The sequence below is a fragment of the Streptomyces coacervatus genome (genome assembly GCF_029223485.1).
Taxonomy (GTDB): domain Bacteria; phylum Actinomycetota; class Actinomycetes; order Streptomycetales; family Streptomycetaceae; genus Streptomyces; species Streptomyces coacervatus.
Genome location: NZ_JARHTP010000032.1, coordinates 1 through 15,114 on the forward strand (window position 1 = coordinate 1; position 15,114 = coordinate 15,114).

Consider the following 15,114-nt stretch of genomic DNA (forward strand, 5'->3'; position numbering starts at 1 on the left):
CTCACCCTGGCTCCCCGTCCCCGACGTCAGGAACCAGCCGCCTGCCAGCCCGAATCATCCGTCGTATCGACGACCCCGGACACCAGCCCCGACGCCGACACCGACGTAGACGCGGACCTGACGGTGGAGGCGGCGGCTGCCGGGGAACCCGCCGCCAGGGCCGCGCCCGACGCCGCGCCCACCCCCGCCATGACCAGGAAACCGGCCGTGACCGCGCTCAGAAACGTCCTGCGGACCGTCATCATCTTTCCCCCTCGTTCCGGAGTGTTCCGACGAGAGAGAGACTGTCCTGCCCCCCGGCACCCGCAAAAGAGGATTCCGGCAGGTCAAACCGTCCATGGCCTACTTGGGCCACCGACCTACTCGGGCCACGGAAGCTCAGCCTGCAGCCGCGAGGACAAGAGGAAGAACGCGTTCACTGCCTGCCCGGCAGAGCAGTCGGGCCGCGACTGCGAGAGTCCAGCCCGAGTCCGTGTAGTCGTCCACGAGCAGGACGGGTCCCGGAGAGCGTGCCAAGGCGCCGGCAAGATCTTCGGAGACCGTGAAGGCGCCGGACAGCGCGCGGAGCCGCTGCGCAGAGTTGCTACGCCGTACCGCGTGCGCTCCGCTCGGCCCGGTGTAGGTCAAAGTGCCGAGGAAGGGAAGCCGGCCGACGGTCGCGATTCCGTCGGCGAGAGAGCCGACAAGCTGCGGTCGGGCCAGCGACGGCACAGCGACAACCCCCACCGGCCGGGCCACGGCGTCGGGCCCCGTTGACGCCCAGCCGCCCGGAGAGCGCGCCCAGTCGGCGAGGACCGCCACCGCGGCCTGCAGGACATCGTCGGGGACCGGCCCGTCGGGCGCGTTCTCCGCCAGTAGCGGGCGCAGCCGGTTTCCCCAGCCGATGTCCGAGAGCCGCCCCAGGGCCCGCCCGGTGGAGCACTGCTCCTTGGCCGGGATACGCCCCTTCAGCTCGATGCCCAGTGCGGGCATCCCGGTCGGCCACATGCGGCGCGGCTCAACCTCCACTCCAGGGCGGTCCAGCTCCTTGACCGCCGCCGTCAGCGTCTGCTCCGAAACCGAGGAATCGGCCCATGCGCCCGCGCAGTTGTCGCACCGGCCGCACGGGGTCGCCCCCTCGTCGTCCAGCTGCCGCCGCAGGAACTCCATCCGGCACTGGGAGGTGCTCACGTAATCGCGCATGGCCTGCTGCTCGGCGGCCCGCTGCCGCGCCACCCACGCGTACCGCTCGGCGTCGTACGCCCATGGCTGCCCGGTGCTCTCCCAGCCGCCCTTGACCCGCTTCACCGCGCCGTCGACATCCAGCACCTTCAACATCGTCTCCAGTCGGCTGCGCCGGAGCTCCACCGCCGCCTCCAGGGCGGGCACGGACAGCGGGCGACCCGCGTCGGCCAGGGCCGCGAGAGTCTGCCGCACCTGCGCCTCGGGCGGGAAGGCCGTATCGGCGAAATAGCGCCAGATCGCCTCGTCCTCCTTGCCCGGCAGCAACAGCACATCAGCGTGCTCGACACCGCGCCCGGCCCGGCCCACCTGCTGGTAGTAGGCGATCGGCGAGGACGGCGAACCAAGATGGAGCACAAAACCCAGATCCGGTTTGTCGAAGCCCATGCCCAGCGCCGACGTCGCCACCAGCGCCTTGACCCGGTTCGCCAGCAGGTCCTCCTCGGCCTGCAGCCGGTCGGCGTTCTCGGTGCGCCCCGTGTACGAGGCCACTGGGAAGCCCCGCTGGCGCAGGTAGGCGGTGGCCTCCTCGGCCGCGGCAACCGTCAGCGTGTAGATGATCCCCGAGCCTGGCAGCTCGTCCAGGTGCTCGGCCAGCCATGCCAGCCGGTGCGCGGCATCCGGCAGCCGGACCACACCCAGCCTCAGGCTCTCCCGGTCCAGCGGGCCACGCAGCACCAGGGCCTCGCCGGCACCCGTACCCAACTGCTCGGCGACATCCGCCGTCACCCGTGCATTCGCGGTCGCCGTGGTGGCCAGCACCGGCACGCCGGGAGCGAGCTCGGCGAGCATGGCACGCAGCCGCCGGTAGTCCGGGCGGAAGTCATGGCCCCAGTCGGAGATGCAGTGCGCCTCGTCGACCACCAGCAGACCGGTCGTGGCCGCGAGCTTGGGCAGCAACTGCTCTCGGAAATCAACCGAGTTGAGACGTTCCGGACTCACCAGGAGAACATCGGTCTCGCCGCGCTCCACCTCCGCATAGATGGTGTCCCACTCCTCCGGATTGGCCGAGTTGATGGTGTGCGCCCGGATACCGGCCCGCGCCGCCGACTCGACCTGGTTGCGCATCAGCGCCAGCAGCGGCGAGACGATCACCGTCGGCCCCGATCCACGTCGGCGCAGCAGAGCGGTGGCGACGAAGTACACCGCCGACTTGCCCCAGCCGGTGCGCTGCACCACCAGTGCACGCCGGCGCTCTCTCACCAAGGCCGCCACCGCCTGCCACTGGTCCTCCCGCAGGCGTGCCGAACCGCCCGGGTCACCGACCAGCTCGGCGAGGATCGCGTCGGCTTCAGTGCGCAGCTCCAGATCGTCCATGCCTCCATGCAACCTGATGCCACTGACAACGGGCGAACTCACCCAGCGTGACCAGCCACCCGCGGACCGGTCACGGCTCGGCACGGTTCCTGCAGCACCCGACGGACGGCGAGGGCGCGGTCGCCGAACAGGCCACTTCGGGACGGTCGTTGAGCCCGTTCGACAACCCCACTCTGGACCACCCCCGCCCCAACGGTGTACGAACTTGGGGTGAACGGTCGCCCCATGCGTCGCAACGCGACGCACTGGGTAGGGATATGAACGGCATACCGCCATCTTTCGGTCAGTGGCCCCAATTGCTCGTTGCCGCATCCAAGTTCGGCAGCAAGAATTGAAGTCCGCTCCCCGCACGGCTCGTCCGTGGTCCGGTAGGGCTCTGCTGCGGCGTGCGCTCCCCTGAACAAGACCCCGCCCGCAGTGTGGGCGCGTAGCCGAAGGGAGGACTGTGACCTTCGGATTCGCTCCGTCCTCGGCGGCATCCACGTCGACGTCTGCCGACCTGTCCGCCGCATCCGCCAACCCTCTCGCCCGTATGCTCGAACCCGCGGAGTGGGCCGCCGCCGGAATCCCCCTGCTGCGCAATCCCCGTGAGGTCGTCAGCGGACTCCATTCCCGGCATCGCCCCAGGCCTGCGACCGCGATCGTGGCCGTACTCGACCCGGACGAACGCCTGTGTGCGAGCGCCTCGTTCACCCGCCGCCCGGCTCCGGCCGACGGCTGGATGTTCCGCAACACGCTCCTTGCTCAGCTGCGCCGGGTCATCCCGCACGACCTGCGGCGCCGCACACCGGTCCGCACCGCGGTACTGCTCTACTGCCGTGAGGGCGACGCGCGTTGGACCGAGGAGGACGGCGCATGGATGTGGGGCCTGCGTGACGCGTGCACATTGCACGGCCTGCGCTGCGGGGCGTACATCACGCTGACCCGGGACGGCTGGCAGGTGCTGGGCGAGGGCCGCGGCGGGCGCCGACCCAACGCGGACTCGTCACCGGAGCCCTTCGGACTGTCCGAGGCACCGCCTCCGCTGCCACGCACCGGCGGTGCCGCCTCGGAGGTCCTGCGCCGCGCGGCGGCCCGCTGAGCACACCGACGGGCCACGCCAGTCGGCACGCTCCGCCCGTCGGCACGGCTCCGTCACACCTCACAGGACCGGACGGAAGCGCTCGCACACCGGGCATCCCGGTGTTGTCTGCGCATGCCGAATCGCCCGCCGTGCCGATGCCGCCACAGCGGCGTCCTCGTCGCTCCGGCGTCCCCGTGGACGTACCGGAACAGACTCAGACGCCCGCGCCCAGCACCGAGTTGATCTGCTGCGGGTCGCCACAGACGATCAGCAGGGCCCCGGCCCTGGTGAGGGCCAGCGGCAACGCGGTGGCGGCGGCGTCGGGACCGCCGTTGACGGCAACCACGACCACGGGACGCGAGGCCGCACGGCCGACGACAGAGGCGTCCGTGTAGAAGACGTCGTCGCCCGCGTCGTGCTGCGCCCAGTAGGAGGCTTCACCGAAGGACAGCTCGTGGGCGGCCCACGGGTGCTGTTCGCCGGTGGTGATCACCAGCACGTCGCCGGGGGCACGCCCCGAGTCCAGAAGGAGATCCACGGCTTCCTCGGCGGCGTCGAGCGCGCCGTCCGCCGAAGCCGGGATCAGCTGGATCTGCGGGGTGGCCGCAGCAGCGACGGGAGCGGCCGGGACCGAGGGTCCGGGCTTGGCCGCAGCCACGTCATGCGACGTGCGTTGCACAGGCGGCGTGGGTCGGTGCGGACCAGGACGACCGGGACGCGGCGGAGCCGCGGGGCGGGGACCGGGTACGGGACGAGGGGTCGGCGCGGTGCGGCCACTGGCCGGGGTGGCGCGGGGACCCTGGGCACTCTCGTGAATCTGAGGCTCCTCGGGAATGAGAGGCATGAGCTGATTTTTATCAAACATTGGTGCGGCTCGCGTCAGCGGGTGGCACATGAGTGCGAGCGGAATCGTCAGAAATCGAAGCCGAGCTGCCCCTCGATCTCCGGAACGCTTCCGTCCGCGCAGCTGCGGACCTTCTTGAGATGCCGCCACTGGGGCAGCGCATCAAGATACGCCCACGACAACCGGTGGTACGGGGTGGGGCCCCGCTCCGCCAGTGCGGCCTTGTGCACGGGCGACGGATACCCGGCGTTGTCCGCAAAACCGAAGTCTGCATGGTCGACAGCCAGTTCGGCCATCATTTTGTCGCGCTGAACCTTGGCGATCACCGAGGCCGCGGCTACCGCCACGCACGACCGGTCACCCTTGATCACCGTACGGACCTGCCAGGGAGCGCCGAGGTAGTCGTGCTTCCCGTCGAGGATCACTGCATCGGGCCGGACCGGCAGAGCTTCCAGAGCACGGACCGCCGCCAAGCGAAGTGCGGCGGTCATGCCCAGATCGTCGATCTCCTCCGGAGAGGCGTGCCCCAGGGCGTACGAGGTCACCCACTTCTGCAGTTCCACGGCAAGAACCGTGCGTCGTTTGACGCTGAGCAGCTTGGAGTCGGTGAGGCCCTCAGGGGGCCTGCGCAGTCCGGTGACCGCCGCGCAGACGGTGACGGGGCCGGCCCAAGCGCCGCGCCCCACCTCGTCGACACCGGCAATGATCTTCGCTCCGGTCGTGGCGCGAAGGGAGCGCTCGACGGTGTGAGTAGGTGGTTCGTACGGCATGGCGCCTTCAGCCTACGCCCCGCGGATCATCCGGCGACACCCCGGATCCCCCAACCACGTCTCCACGGCCGTGCCCTGCACTCAGCCGCCGCTCGGCCGCAGCAGCGGAACCATCAACAGGTCGATCATTTCCTCGAGATCACGATCCTCCCATTCGCTTCCGCGCATTTTGGAGCGGTACATCATCATGGCCGGGATGGCGTCGAAGACATAGCTGTTCGCCGCGTCGGGCCGCACCTCATTCCGCTCGATTCCACGGGTGACGACCTCACGGAGCAGCTTGACGGTGGGCTCCACGATCCCGTCGAAGATCACGCCATGGAAGCGCTCCGCCTGGATCGGGTCGCATTCGTGAATCACGGCGCGGACCGCGAAACCGGGGCGCGAGAACATCGCCTCACGCGCCTGCCGGCACAGCGCGAGCAGATCCTCGCGCACGTTGCCCAGGTCGGGCGCCTCCTCTATGCGCGGCAGTCCGGCCTGCAGCGCATCGGCGACGAGATCCTCCTTGGACGGCCAGCGTCGGTAGACCGCGGCCTTGCCGGTCTGGGCACCGGCGGCGACGCCCTCCATGGTGAGGCCGTTCCAGCCGACCGTACTGAGCTGTTCCAGGGCGGCATCGAGGATCGCGCGTTCGAGCACGGCGCCGCGCCGACGGAGGGAGGCCGCCTGAGCGGGGGCGGCCGTCCAGCGCGAAGTAACCATCTGAGTGTCTCCAGCGAGCAAGGGGAGCGGGGATTTCGGGGGTGGGGGGCACCACGTGGCAGCAACGGGGGATTCGCCACGCGACACCAATTTAAGTGAACGCTTGCGTTCACTATCGGGGACTCACTACGGTTGTCGCGACAGTGAACGCGAGCGTTCACTAACGCACTTGTGGGGGACCCATAGTGACAACCTCTCAGTTGATCAAGGAACAGAAGCCAGGTGCGGCTCGCCGGGACGGACATCCCGGCATCGCGCTCGCAGTCATCGCGGCCTGCCAACTCATGGTGGTACTCGACACGACGATTGTGAACATCGCGCTCCCGCACATTCAAGACGCTCTGAAGTTCAGCACCACCGACCTCACCTGGGTCGTCAGCGCCTACACACTCACCTTCGGCGGCCTGCTGCTTCTGGGCGGCCGGGCCGGTGACATCCTCGGCCGCCGCCGGGTCTTCATGACCGGCATCGTGCTGTTCACCGTCGCCTCGATGCTCGGCGGACTGGCCCAGGAACCATGGCAGTTGCTGGCCGCACGCGTCCTGCAGGGCATGGGTGGCGCAATTGCGTCGCCCACCGCGCTGGCGCTTATCACCACGACGTTCCCCGAAGGCCCCGAGCGCAACCGGGCGTTCGGCGTCTTCGCCGCGGTCTCCGCGGGCGGCGGCGCGATCGGCCTGCTCGCCGGCGGCATGCTCACCGAGTGGCTCAACTGGCGCTGGGTGCTCTTCGTCAACCTGCCGATCGGCATCGCGATCACCCTGTTGGCGCCGCTCTACATCAGCGAGTCCGAACGACACACCGGCCGCTTCGACATCGCGGGGGCCGTGACCTCGACGGCGGGCATGGCATCCCTCGTCTACGGCTTCATCCGCGCTGCGGACGACGGCTGGCGGGACAGCCTGGCCATCAGCTCCTTCGGCGCCGCCGTGGTCCTGCTGGCGGCCTTCGCGCTCATCGAGTCCCGGGCCAAGGAGCCGATCACTCCACTGCGGATGTTCGCCGACCGCAACCGCTCGGGTACGTACGTGATCATGCTGACCCTGGCCGCGGCGATGTTCGGCATGTTCTTCTACATCGTGCTCTTCGTGCAGAACGTGCTGGGGTACAGCCCGATCCGGGCCGGCCTCGCCTTCCTGCCGGTGACGGTCGTGATCGCTCTCGGCGCGGGTCTGTCCCAGCGGTTCCTGCCCGTGCTCGGGCCCAGGCCGTTCATGCTCACCGGCTCGGCTCTCGCGGTGATCGGACTGGCCTGGCAGACCCTCATCGGCTCCGGCAGTTCCTACGCCGGCGGAGTGCTCGGCCCGATGCTGGTTTTCGGCTTCGGCATGGGCCTGAACTTTGTGACCCTGACGGTCACAGCGGTCTCCGGTGTCGCCCAGCACGAGGCGGGTGCGGCCTCCGGACTGCTCAATGCCACGCAGCAGGTGGGCGGTTCGCTCGGCCTGTCCATCCTCACGACGGTGTTCGGGTCGGCCAGCAAGGACGAGGCGCAGAAGCAGCTGCCGAAGTTCCTCGCCAATGGTTCGGCGGAACAGAAGGCGCAGTTCGCCAAGACGCACCAGCTGCCCGGCACGTGGGGGCACGAGGTGCTCGCGCAGGGCATTTCGATGGGCTTCGTGGCAGCCGCGGCCATGGCTGTACTCGCCCTCGGCACTGCCTGGTTCGTGATCCGGGTCCGCAAGAGCGATCTGGAAGCACTCGCCGGCACGGCGGGGGCGACGGCCGGCTGACCCTGCCGCGCCCGCATGGAGCCGCGGATGGCCGGACCGAGTCCGGGGGACCGACGGCGAGGACGTCGGTCCGGCCATCCGCACACGCACTGCAGGGCACAGCAACGTCAGGACCGAGATCACTGCCGGCACGACGACGAACTGCACGACCACGAGCTGCATGACCACCCCCAGGCCCTCTCGCGCATCAGGTGCGCACACCGACTCGTGCGCCACACGGCTGTTGTCACCACAACGGACGCGCGGTCACGCAGAGTTCCCGATGGACACAGAGAGTTTCCAGCGGATTCCCGCCGGACAAGCTCCACGGGACAGACCAGAGGTCAGGCCGACGCCGTCCGGACATTCGGTACCCAGTCCGGCAGCGCCTCGGTCAGCCCCACCCACTCGGCCGGCGGCATCCCCGCCTTCCCGGCGGCGAGCACACCGCCCACGATGGCGCAGGTCGTGTCCACGTCACCGCCGACCTGGGCGGTCGTCCAGAACCCCTGCTCGAAGTCACCGAGGGCTCGCGCGGCCGACCAGAGCGCGAAGGGCACGGTGTCATGGGCGGACGTACGCCGTCCGCAGCCCAGTACGGCCGCGACAGTGCCCGCGTCGGCGTAGTCGAGCATGTCCCGGGCGCGCCGTAGCCCCGCGCCGACGGCGCTCTTCGGGACGAGTGCGACGACTCCGTCGAGGAGCGCCTCCGGGCTGGGCGGGCCGCCGGGGGCGGCGACCAGCGCGGAGGCCGCCGCGACCGCCATGGAGCCGACGACGGCCTCGCGGTGTTGGTGCGTGGGGTACGCGGAGATCTCGGCCTGGTGGGTCGCCTGTTCCGGGTCGTCCGCGTACCAGGCGCCCAGCGGAGCGATCCGCATGGCCGCTCCGTTGCCCCAGGATCCCTGTCCGTTGAAGAGCTCTGCGGCCAGCTCACGCCAGTCCCCGCCCTCTCGAACCAACCGGAGCAGACGATTGACCGCGGGACCGTAACCCCGGTCGAAGTCATGGTGGTGGGCGAAGGAGTGCGCCAGGGCGTCCTGGTCGATGCGGTGGTGGGCGGCCAGCACCGCGACCACGGAGCAGGCCATCTCCGTGTCGTCGGTCCACTGCCAAGGGCCCGGCGGCAGCTCGCGGCGCTTCAGCCGCGGATAGTTCACCGGCACGAAGAACTGCGAGCCCAGCGCATCCCCCACCGCCAGTCCACGCAGACTGGCCAGGGCGCGGTCCAGGCGCCCGTCAAAAGAGGAATCAGGGGTCATCGCTCTGCCACTCTATCCGGTGATCCCGTACGGTTCCGGATCTCGCCAGCGTTCGAAAGGCCGATCAAGCGCGTACCGGCCGTCGTCCCCGAGAACGAGCATCCGCATCTCCGCGTTCCCCGGATTGGACAGTGACTCGAATTCCGCAACCGTCCAGTGGAACCAGCGCATACAGAACAGCCGCATGGCCAGGCCATGGGTCACCAGCAACACATTGGACGGGTGGTCGGGGGCCTCGAAGCTGCGGTACAGGCTCTCCAGGAAACCGCCGACCCGGTCGTACACGTCGGCGCCGGACTCCCCCTGGGCGAAGCGGTAGAAGAAGTGGCCGTACGCATCCCGATAGGCCTTCTGGAGGCGTACGTCGTCGCGGTCCTGCCAGTTTCCCCAGTCCTGTTCGCGCAGCCGGGGCTCCTCACGCACCCGTATGAGCTCAGGGTCGAGATGGAAGGCGCGCAGGGTCTCGTGCGTGCGACGGTACGGGGACACGTACACGCTGACGCGCTCGCGGCCGAAGACCTCGCGCAGCCGTTTGCCGGTCTCCTCGGCCTGCTGCCAGCCCCGCTCGGTCAGCGCCAGCGCGTGGTCGGGCTCGCGTTCGTAAACGGTGTCATCAACATTGCCCGTTGACTCTCCGTGCCGGACAAGGACGATGCGCCGTGGTCGTGCCATGCCGAAACCCTAGATCGGGTGACGGCTGATCGAGCACTCGTACGGGCTCCATACGGCGTAGGTCACACACTTCCTGCACCACTGGCCACGCCAGGGCGCACGATTAACGCGTCCGGTCCTCAAACCGTCCAGGTCGGCTCCAGCTCGACGATGTCGCCCGTAAGGGCCGCGACGTCCGCTTCCGTCTGGGCCCGCAGGGCGAGCCGCTCCACGCGCTCCGTGCGGTACTTGCCGTGTTCGGCGGCCGACCGCCACATGGACAGCACCAGGAACTCATGTCCCGGCGCCTCGCCGAACAGGCCCCGGATCATGCCGGGAGAACCGGCCATGGCCGGGTTCCAGACCTTCTCCTGCATCAGCGCGAAGTGCTCGGCCCGTTCCTCATGGACTCGGCAGAGGGCGACCCGCACCAGGTCCGCGTCCGTGAAACGCGGTTCAAAGCCGGTCTTCACGTCGAAGCGGTAGTCGAAGAGCTTGACCTGGGCATCCTTGAATGTGCCCGCCTGGGCCGCAGCCAGCCGATCATGGGAACGGGCCATGAAGGAGTCGTAGAAGGCACGACTTTCCCAGAAGGCAAAGATGTGGGCCACTCCTGTCCGTCCCCGGCTCCAGCCACCGCCTTGTCCCCGAAACCCCGGCTCCCCCAGAAGCCCCGCCCACTTTCGCTGCCCCCGCTCGAAGCCGCGGCGGTCCACCACGGTGCAGCGAATCCACTTGACCAGCACCGCGCCATGGTAAGGCCACGGAGCGTGGCGCCGGTCACGGTCCGGCGGACAGCTCTGCCGCACACGTACGCGCGCGCGTGGCAGGATGGACAACCGGCCTTGTCCGTCCGGCAGTTCGGGGCGGCGGGAGCGCACGGGGAACGGGGAAGGGGAACTCTGGTGAACGGCCTCAACAAAGGGATCCGCAAGGCCGAAGTCGCACTGAAATGGGACCCGAGTCCGACAGGGCAGCCGCCCACCGATCTGGACATCGTCGCTGCCACCTACCTGGCGGGCGATCCGTACGGCGAGCCCGCCTATGTGGTGCACTTCGACAGCCGCTCCCCCGACGGCACCATCTACCTCAACCGGGACAGCAAGGACGGCAAGGGCTTCGGCTGGGACGAGGTCATGACCCTGGAGCTCGACCGGCTGGATGACCGGTACGCGCGCGTGGTGGTCGGTGTCGTCATCCAGCAGCGCTCGGCGCACCGGACCTTCGTCGGGGTGCTCGGTCCCGGCCTGCGGATCCGCGAGGGTTACACCGTGCTGACCGAGGAGGACTTCGGCAGCGTCCTCGGGGCCACGGCTGCGACGGTCGGGGAGTTCGTACGCGACACATCAGGCAGTTGGAACTTCCAACCCGGCATCCGGGGCTTCGAGGACGACCCGGCGACGTTCACCAGGACGATGGGCCGGGCGCACCAGCCCTGACGGACGTCATACGGCGAGGAGGGGCGCCGACACATGGTCGGCGCCCCTCCTCTTCAGGGACTGTCCGTCAGGCGGGGCGTGCCCCGGCCCGGGTCAGCTGCAGCCGCTGGTCGAGCCGCAACCCTCGCAGATGTAGCAGGAACCCGCCCGCTGCATCTTCGTACCGCAGGAGAAGCACAGCGGGGCGTCGGCCTGGATGCCCAGCTGCATCTCGACCAACTCGGCGCTGGTGTGGGCCTGCTTCGGGGCGGGCTTGGCCGCCTCGACCTCGGCACGCGGCGTGGCGACGGCCTTCAGCTCCTGGGCGCGCGGCGCCGACTGGGCCAGGCCCTCGACGTCCACCTCGTCCTCGGAAGGCTCGTACGAACCGGTCTCCAGATGCCGCTGACGCTCCTCGGCGGAGTGGATGCCGAGCGCGGAACGCGTCTCGAACGGCAGGAAGTCCAGCGCCAGGCGACGGAAGATGTAGTCGACGATCGACTGCGCCATCCGCACGTCCGGATCGTCCGTCATGCCGGCCGGCTCGAAGCGCATGTTGGTGAACTTCGAGACGTACGTCTCCAGCGGCACGCCGTACTGCAGACCGACCGAGACGGCGATCGAGAAGGCGTCCATCATGCCCGCGAGGGTGGAGCCCTGCTTGGACATCTTCAGGAAGACCTCGCCGAGACCGTCGTCCGGGTAGGAGTTGGCGGTCATGTAGCCCTCGGCGCCCCCGACGGTGAAGGACGTCGTGATGCCGGGACGGCCCTTGGGGAGGCGCTTGCGGACCGGGCGGTACTCGACGATCTTCTCGACCGTCTCGCGGATGGTCGCCTCGGCCTTCTCCGTGACCTCAGCCTTCTCCTTCTCCTTGGTCTTGGCGGAGAGCGGCTGGCCGACCTTGCAGTTGTCGCGGTAGATCGCGAGGGCCTTGACGCCCAGCTTCCAGGCCTCGAAGTAGATCTCCTCGACCTCCTCGACGGTGGCCGACTCCGGCATGTTGACCGTCTTGGACAGGGCGCCGGAGATCCACGGCTGGATCGCGGCCATCATGCGAACGTGGCCCATCGCGGAGATGGAGCGCTCGCCCATGGCGCAGTCGAAGACCTCGTAGTGCTCGTGCTTGAGGCCCGGGGCGTCGACGACATTGCCGTTCTCGCCGATGTGGGCGACGATCGCCTCGATCTGCTCCTCCTGGTAACCCAGGCGGCGCAGGGCCTGCGGGACCGTGCCGTTGACGATCTGCATCGAGCCGCCGCCGACCAACTTCTTGAACTTGACCAGGGCGAGGTCGGGCTCGAGGCCGGTGGTGTCGCAGGACATCGCGAGACCGATGGTGCCGGTCGGGGCGATGACGGACGCCTGGGAGTTACGGAAACCGTTCTTCTCACCGAGCCGCTGCACGTCCTGCCAGGCCTCCGTGGCGGCGGCCCAGATCGGCGTGTCCAGGTCGTCCACGCGGACGGCCTTGGTGTTCTCGTCGGAGTGCTGCTTCATGACGCGCAGGTGCGGCTGGGCGTTGCGGGCGTAGCCGTCGTACGGGCCGACGACCGCGGCGAGTTCGGCGGAACGCTTGTACGACGTGCCCGTCATGAGGGAGGTGATGGCACCGGCGAGGGCACGGCCGCCGTTGGAGTCGTAGGCGTGGCCGGTCGCCATCAGCAGGGCGCCGAGGTTGGCGTAGCCGATGCCGAGCTGGCGGAACGCGCGCGTGTTCTCACCGATCTTCTGCGTCGGGAAGTCCGCGAAGCAGATGGAGATGTCCATCGCGGTGATGACGAGCTCGACGACCTTGGCGAAGCGCTCGACCTCGAAGGACTGGTGGCCCTTGCCGTCGTCCTTCAGGAACTTCATGAGGTTCAGCGAGGCGAGGTTGCAGGACGTGTTGTCCAGGTGCATGTACTCGCTGCAGGGGTTCGAGCCGTTGATACGGCCGGACTCCGGGCAGGTGTGCCAGTGGTTGATGGTGTCGTCGTACTGGATGCCCGGGTCGGCACAGGCCCAGGCGGCCTCGGCCATCTTGCGGAACAGGACCTTGGCGTCGACCTCTTCGATGACCTCGCCGGTCATGCGGGACGTCAGGCCGAACTTGCCGCCCGACTCGACGGCCTTCATGAACGTGTCGTTCACCCGGACCGAGTTGTTGGCGTTCTGGTACTGGACGGACGTGATGTCGTCGCCGCCCAGGTCCATGTCGAAGCCCGCGTCGCGCAGGGCGCGGATCTTCTCCTCCTCCTTCACCTTGGTCTCGATGAAGTCCTCGATGTCGGGGTGGTCGACGTCGAGGATGACCATCTTCGCCGCGCGGCGGGTGGCGCCACCGGACTTGATGGTGCCGGCGGACGCGTCGGCGCCGCGCATGAAGGAGACCGGGCCGGAGGCGTTGCCGCCGGAGGACAGCAGCTCCTTGGAGGAGCGGATGCGGGAGAGGTTGAGGCCGGCGCCGGAGCCGCCCTTGAAGATCATGCCCTCTTCCTTGTACCAGTCGAGGATGGACTCCATGGAGTCGTCGACGGCCAGGATGAAGCAGGCGGAGACCTGCTGGGGCTGCGGGGTGCCCACGTTGAACCACACGGGGCTGTTGAAGCTGAAGATCTGGTGCAGGAGGGCGTACGCCAGCTCGTGCTCGAAGATCTCCGCGTCGGCGGGCGAGGCGAAGTACTTGTAGTCCTCGCCGGCCTTCCGGTACGTCTTCACGATGCGGTCGATGAGCTGCTTCAGGCTCACCTCGCGCTGCGGGGTGCCCACGGCACCACGGAAGTACTTGCTGGTGACGATGTTGACCGCGTTCACCGACCAGAAGTCGGGGAACTCGACGCCGCGCTGCTCGAAGTTGACCGAGCCGTCGCGCCAGTTGGTCATGACGACGTCACGGCGCTCCCAGGCCACCTCGTCGTACGGGTGCACGCCGGGGGTGGTGTGGATGCGCTCGATACGCAGTCCCTTGGTCGCCTTGGTGCCCTTGGCGCGGGAACTCCGTGCCGGACCGCTCGCCGTCTCTGTCATGCCGCCTCCCTGTACGGGCTAAAACGCCCTGAAGTGCCCCGATGTTCCCGTGGCACGGTGTTGTGTCTGGTGTTGCGGGCATCTCGCGCTGCCGCCCGCAACAGGTCTTCGATCGCCGCCATCCGGCCGGAATCAGCGCCTCCGCCCGGTTTCCGGCCCGCCGATCAGTCGGCGGCGTGGGCGGGCTCGGGGACCTGAGCAGTCCCTCCGGGCCCGCAGTCTTCTTCCTGGCCCCCCGCGACAGCGTCCTCACGGTCGTCGTTGTCCGCGGCGACGGGTCGCATCTCCTCCCTGAGTTCCGCGATCGCGGCCTCGAAGTCCTCGAGCGAGTCGAACGCCCGGTAGACGGAGGCAAATCGCAGATACGCGACGAGGTCGAGCTCCTGCAACGGGCCGAGTATGGCCAGCCCCACGTCGTGGGTGGTCAGTTCGGCACTTCCCGTGGCCCGCACCGCCTCCTCGACCCGCTGGCCGAGCTGGGCGAGTGCGTCCTCGGTGACAGGCCGTCCCTGGCATGCCTTGCGCACACCATTGATGACCTTGGTACGGCTGAAAGGCTCGGTGACTCCGGACCGCTTGACCACCATGAGCGAGCACGTCTCCACAGTCGTGAAACGACGGGAGCAGTCCGGACACTGGCGGCGCCTGCGGATCGACGTACCGTCGTCGGTCGTACGACTGTCGACGACACGGCTGTCGGGGTGCCTGCAGAAGGGGCAGTGCATGGACTCCCAACCCTCCTCACAGCAGACTCAATAGCCTCGCTGGACCTCATGGGCCCCTCGAAGCAGCCCCAAGCATAGGCGATCGCCGAGAGCCTGAAGACCCGGGGGACCACAACTTCTGGGCTGCTGCCGCAATCCAACCACTAGATGTGGGGATTGGCCCATGCATGCACGCCATACGCGCGTGTCGCGCCCGTATTGGCATGTGCCACGCGACCGCGGCGCCGCACCGGATCCGGAGGTGCACAGCCGTACCGTTGCGGCACATGCGGAGATACCGTGGGCGCCGCAGGGAGGCGACGTGGGGCTCCCGCAGAGATGGGGACTGGTTCCCGGTTGACGGAATGCCGGATGGCAGACTGGGGCAGTAGCCCACGAGGTCAGCACCCCGGCGGTGAAGAGTACAACAATGAGCCC

At 68.7% G+C, this 15,114-nt stretch carries 13 protein-coding genes; 3 read left to right on the forward strand and 10 right to left on the reverse strand.

From position 1 onward, the window contains the following. Window positions 1-26: 26 nt before the first annotated feature. Both P2Q00_RS47230 and P2Q00_RS47235 read right to left on the reverse strand, forming a co-directional pair. Window positions 27-245 carry a hypothetical protein gene (locus P2Q00_RS47230; RefSeq protein ID WP_275781095.1) on the reverse strand — a complete coding sequence of 73 codons (219 nt, stop codon included), beginning with the start codon at window positions 243-245 and terminating at the stop codon, window positions 27-29. Window positions 246-378: 133 nt separating this feature from the next. Continuing rightward, window positions 379-2,538: a RecQ family ATP-dependent DNA helicase gene (locus P2Q00_RS47235; protein WP_275781096.1), complete on the reverse strand. Its 2,160-nt coding sequence runs from the start codon at window positions 2,536-2,538 to the stop codon at window positions 379-381. A gap of 445 nt (window positions 2,539-2,983) precedes the next feature. Between P2Q00_RS47235 and P2Q00_RS47240 the strand changes: the two genes are divergently transcribed. Next, window positions 2,984-3,619: a hypothetical protein gene (locus tag P2Q00_RS47240; protein WP_275781097.1), complete on the forward strand. Its 636-nt coding sequence runs from the start codon at window positions 2,984-2,986 to the stop codon at window positions 3,617-3,619. Window positions 3,620-3,815: 196 nt separating this feature from the next. On the opposite strand, the gene P2Q00_RS47245 is transcribed toward P2Q00_RS47240, so the two are convergent. From P2Q00_RS47245 to P2Q00_RS47255, 3 genes are all read right to left on the reverse strand, one after another. Beyond that, complete coding sequence (locus P2Q00_RS47245; RefSeq protein ID WP_275781098.1) at window positions 3,816-4,445, reverse strand: hypothetical protein; 630 nt, start codon at window positions 4,443-4,445, stop codon at window positions 3,816-3,818. Window positions 4,446-4,513: 68 nt separating this feature from the next. Then, window positions 4,514-5,215, reverse strand: coding sequence for a ribonuclease HII (gene rnhB, locus P2Q00_RS47250; RefSeq protein WP_275781099.1), 702 nt, complete (start codon window positions 5,213-5,215; stop codon window positions 4,514-4,516). A gap of 81 nt (window positions 5,216-5,296) precedes the next feature. Further along, window positions 5,297-5,920 (reverse strand): TetR/AcrR family transcriptional regulator, encoded by a 624-nt coding sequence (locus tag P2Q00_RS47255; RefSeq protein ID WP_275781157.1) that lies wholly within the window; start codon window positions 5,918-5,920, stop codon window positions 5,297-5,299. 185 nt (window positions 5,921-6,105) lie between these two features. Here P2Q00_RS47255 and P2Q00_RS47260 point away from each other — a divergent pair, with 185 nt between their 5' ends. Further along, entirely contained in the window at window positions 6,106-7,653 is a 1,548-nt protein-coding gene (locus P2Q00_RS47260) for an MFS transporter (protein ID WP_275781100.1), read from the forward strand. Between the two features lie 323 nt (window positions 7,654-7,976). On the opposite strand, the gene P2Q00_RS47265 is transcribed toward P2Q00_RS47260, so the two are convergent. The 3 genes from P2Q00_RS47265 to P2Q00_RS47275 form a co-directional block, all read right to left on the reverse strand. Then, window positions 7,977-8,894, reverse strand: a complete 918-nt coding sequence (locus P2Q00_RS47265) for an ADP-ribosylglycohydrolase family protein (protein ID WP_275781101.1) — start codon at window positions 8,892-8,894, stop codon at window positions 7,977-7,979. 12 nt (window positions 8,895-8,906) lie between these two features. Next, on the reverse strand, window positions 8,907-9,566 hold the full coding sequence (locus P2Q00_RS47270) for a histidine phosphatase family protein (RefSeq protein ID WP_275781102.1): 660 nt from the start codon (window positions 9,564-9,566) through the stop codon (window positions 8,907-8,909). 119 nt (window positions 9,567-9,685) lie between these two features. Further along, complete coding sequence (locus P2Q00_RS47275) at window positions 9,686-10,291, reverse strand: YdbC family protein (RefSeq protein ID WP_275781104.1); 606 nt, start codon at window positions 10,289-10,291, stop codon at window positions 9,686-9,688. Between the two features lie 159 nt (window positions 10,292-10,450). Here P2Q00_RS47275 and P2Q00_RS47280 point away from each other — a divergent pair, with 159 nt between their 5' ends. Further along, entirely contained in the window at window positions 10,451-10,984 is a 534-nt protein-coding gene (locus P2Q00_RS47280; protein WP_275781105.1) for a TerD family protein, read from the forward strand. 93 nt (window positions 10,985-11,077) lie between these two features. On the opposite strand, the gene P2Q00_RS47285 is transcribed toward P2Q00_RS47280, so the two are convergent. Together P2Q00_RS47285 and nrdR are read right to left on the reverse strand one after the other, a co-directional pair. After that, the gene (locus P2Q00_RS47285; RefSeq protein WP_275781106.1) at window positions 11,078-13,972 is read right to left on the reverse strand and encodes a vitamin B12-dependent ribonucleotide reductase; all 2,895 of its coding nucleotides are present in this window, start codon (window positions 13,970-13,972) and stop codon (window positions 11,078-11,080) included. Between the two features lie 164 nt (window positions 13,973-14,136). After that, window positions 14,137-14,697: a transcriptional regulator NrdR gene (gene nrdR / locus P2Q00_RS47290; RefSeq protein WP_275781107.1), complete on the reverse strand. Its 561-nt coding sequence runs from the start codon at window positions 14,695-14,697 to the stop codon at window positions 14,137-14,139. Between the last annotated feature and the right edge of the window lie 417 nt (window positions 14,698-15,114).

Bases quoted from the DNA above. Each gene is read 5' to 3' on its own strand.
- nrdR (WP_275781107.1), bottom strand. From the start codon at position 14,697: ATGCACTGCCCCTTCTGCAGGCACCCCGACAGCCGTGTCGTCGACAGT.
- P2Q00_RS47255 (WP_275781157.1), bottom strand. From the start codon at position 5,920: ATGGTTACTTCGCGCTGGACGGCCGCCCCCGCTCAGGCGGCCTCCCTC.
- P2Q00_RS47270 (WP_275781102.1), bottom strand. From the start codon at position 9,566: ATGGCACGACCACGGCGCATCGTCCTTGTCCGGCACGGAGAGTCAACG.
- P2Q00_RS47265 (WP_275781101.1), bottom strand. From the start codon at position 8,894: ATGACCCCTGATTCCTCTTTTGACGGGCGCCTGGACCGCGCCCTGGCC.
- P2Q00_RS47245 (WP_275781098.1), bottom strand. From the start codon at position 4,445: ATGCCTCTCATTCCCGAGGAGCCTCAGATTCACGAGAGTGCCCAGGGT.
- P2Q00_RS47235 (WP_275781096.1), bottom strand. From the start codon at position 2,538: ATGGACGATCTGGAGCTGCGCACTGAAGCCGACGCGATCCTCGCCGAG.
- P2Q00_RS47230 (WP_275781095.1), bottom strand. From the start codon at position 245: ATGATGACGGTCCGCAGGACGTTTCTGAGCGCGGTCACGGCCGGTTTC.
- rnhB (WP_275781099.1), bottom strand. From the start codon at position 5,215: ATGCCGTACGAACCACCTACTCACACCGTCGAGCGCTCCCTTCGCGCC.
- P2Q00_RS47285 (WP_275781106.1), bottom strand. From the start codon at position 13,972: ATGACAGAGACGGCGAGCGGTCCGGCACGGAGTTCCCGCGCCAAGGGC.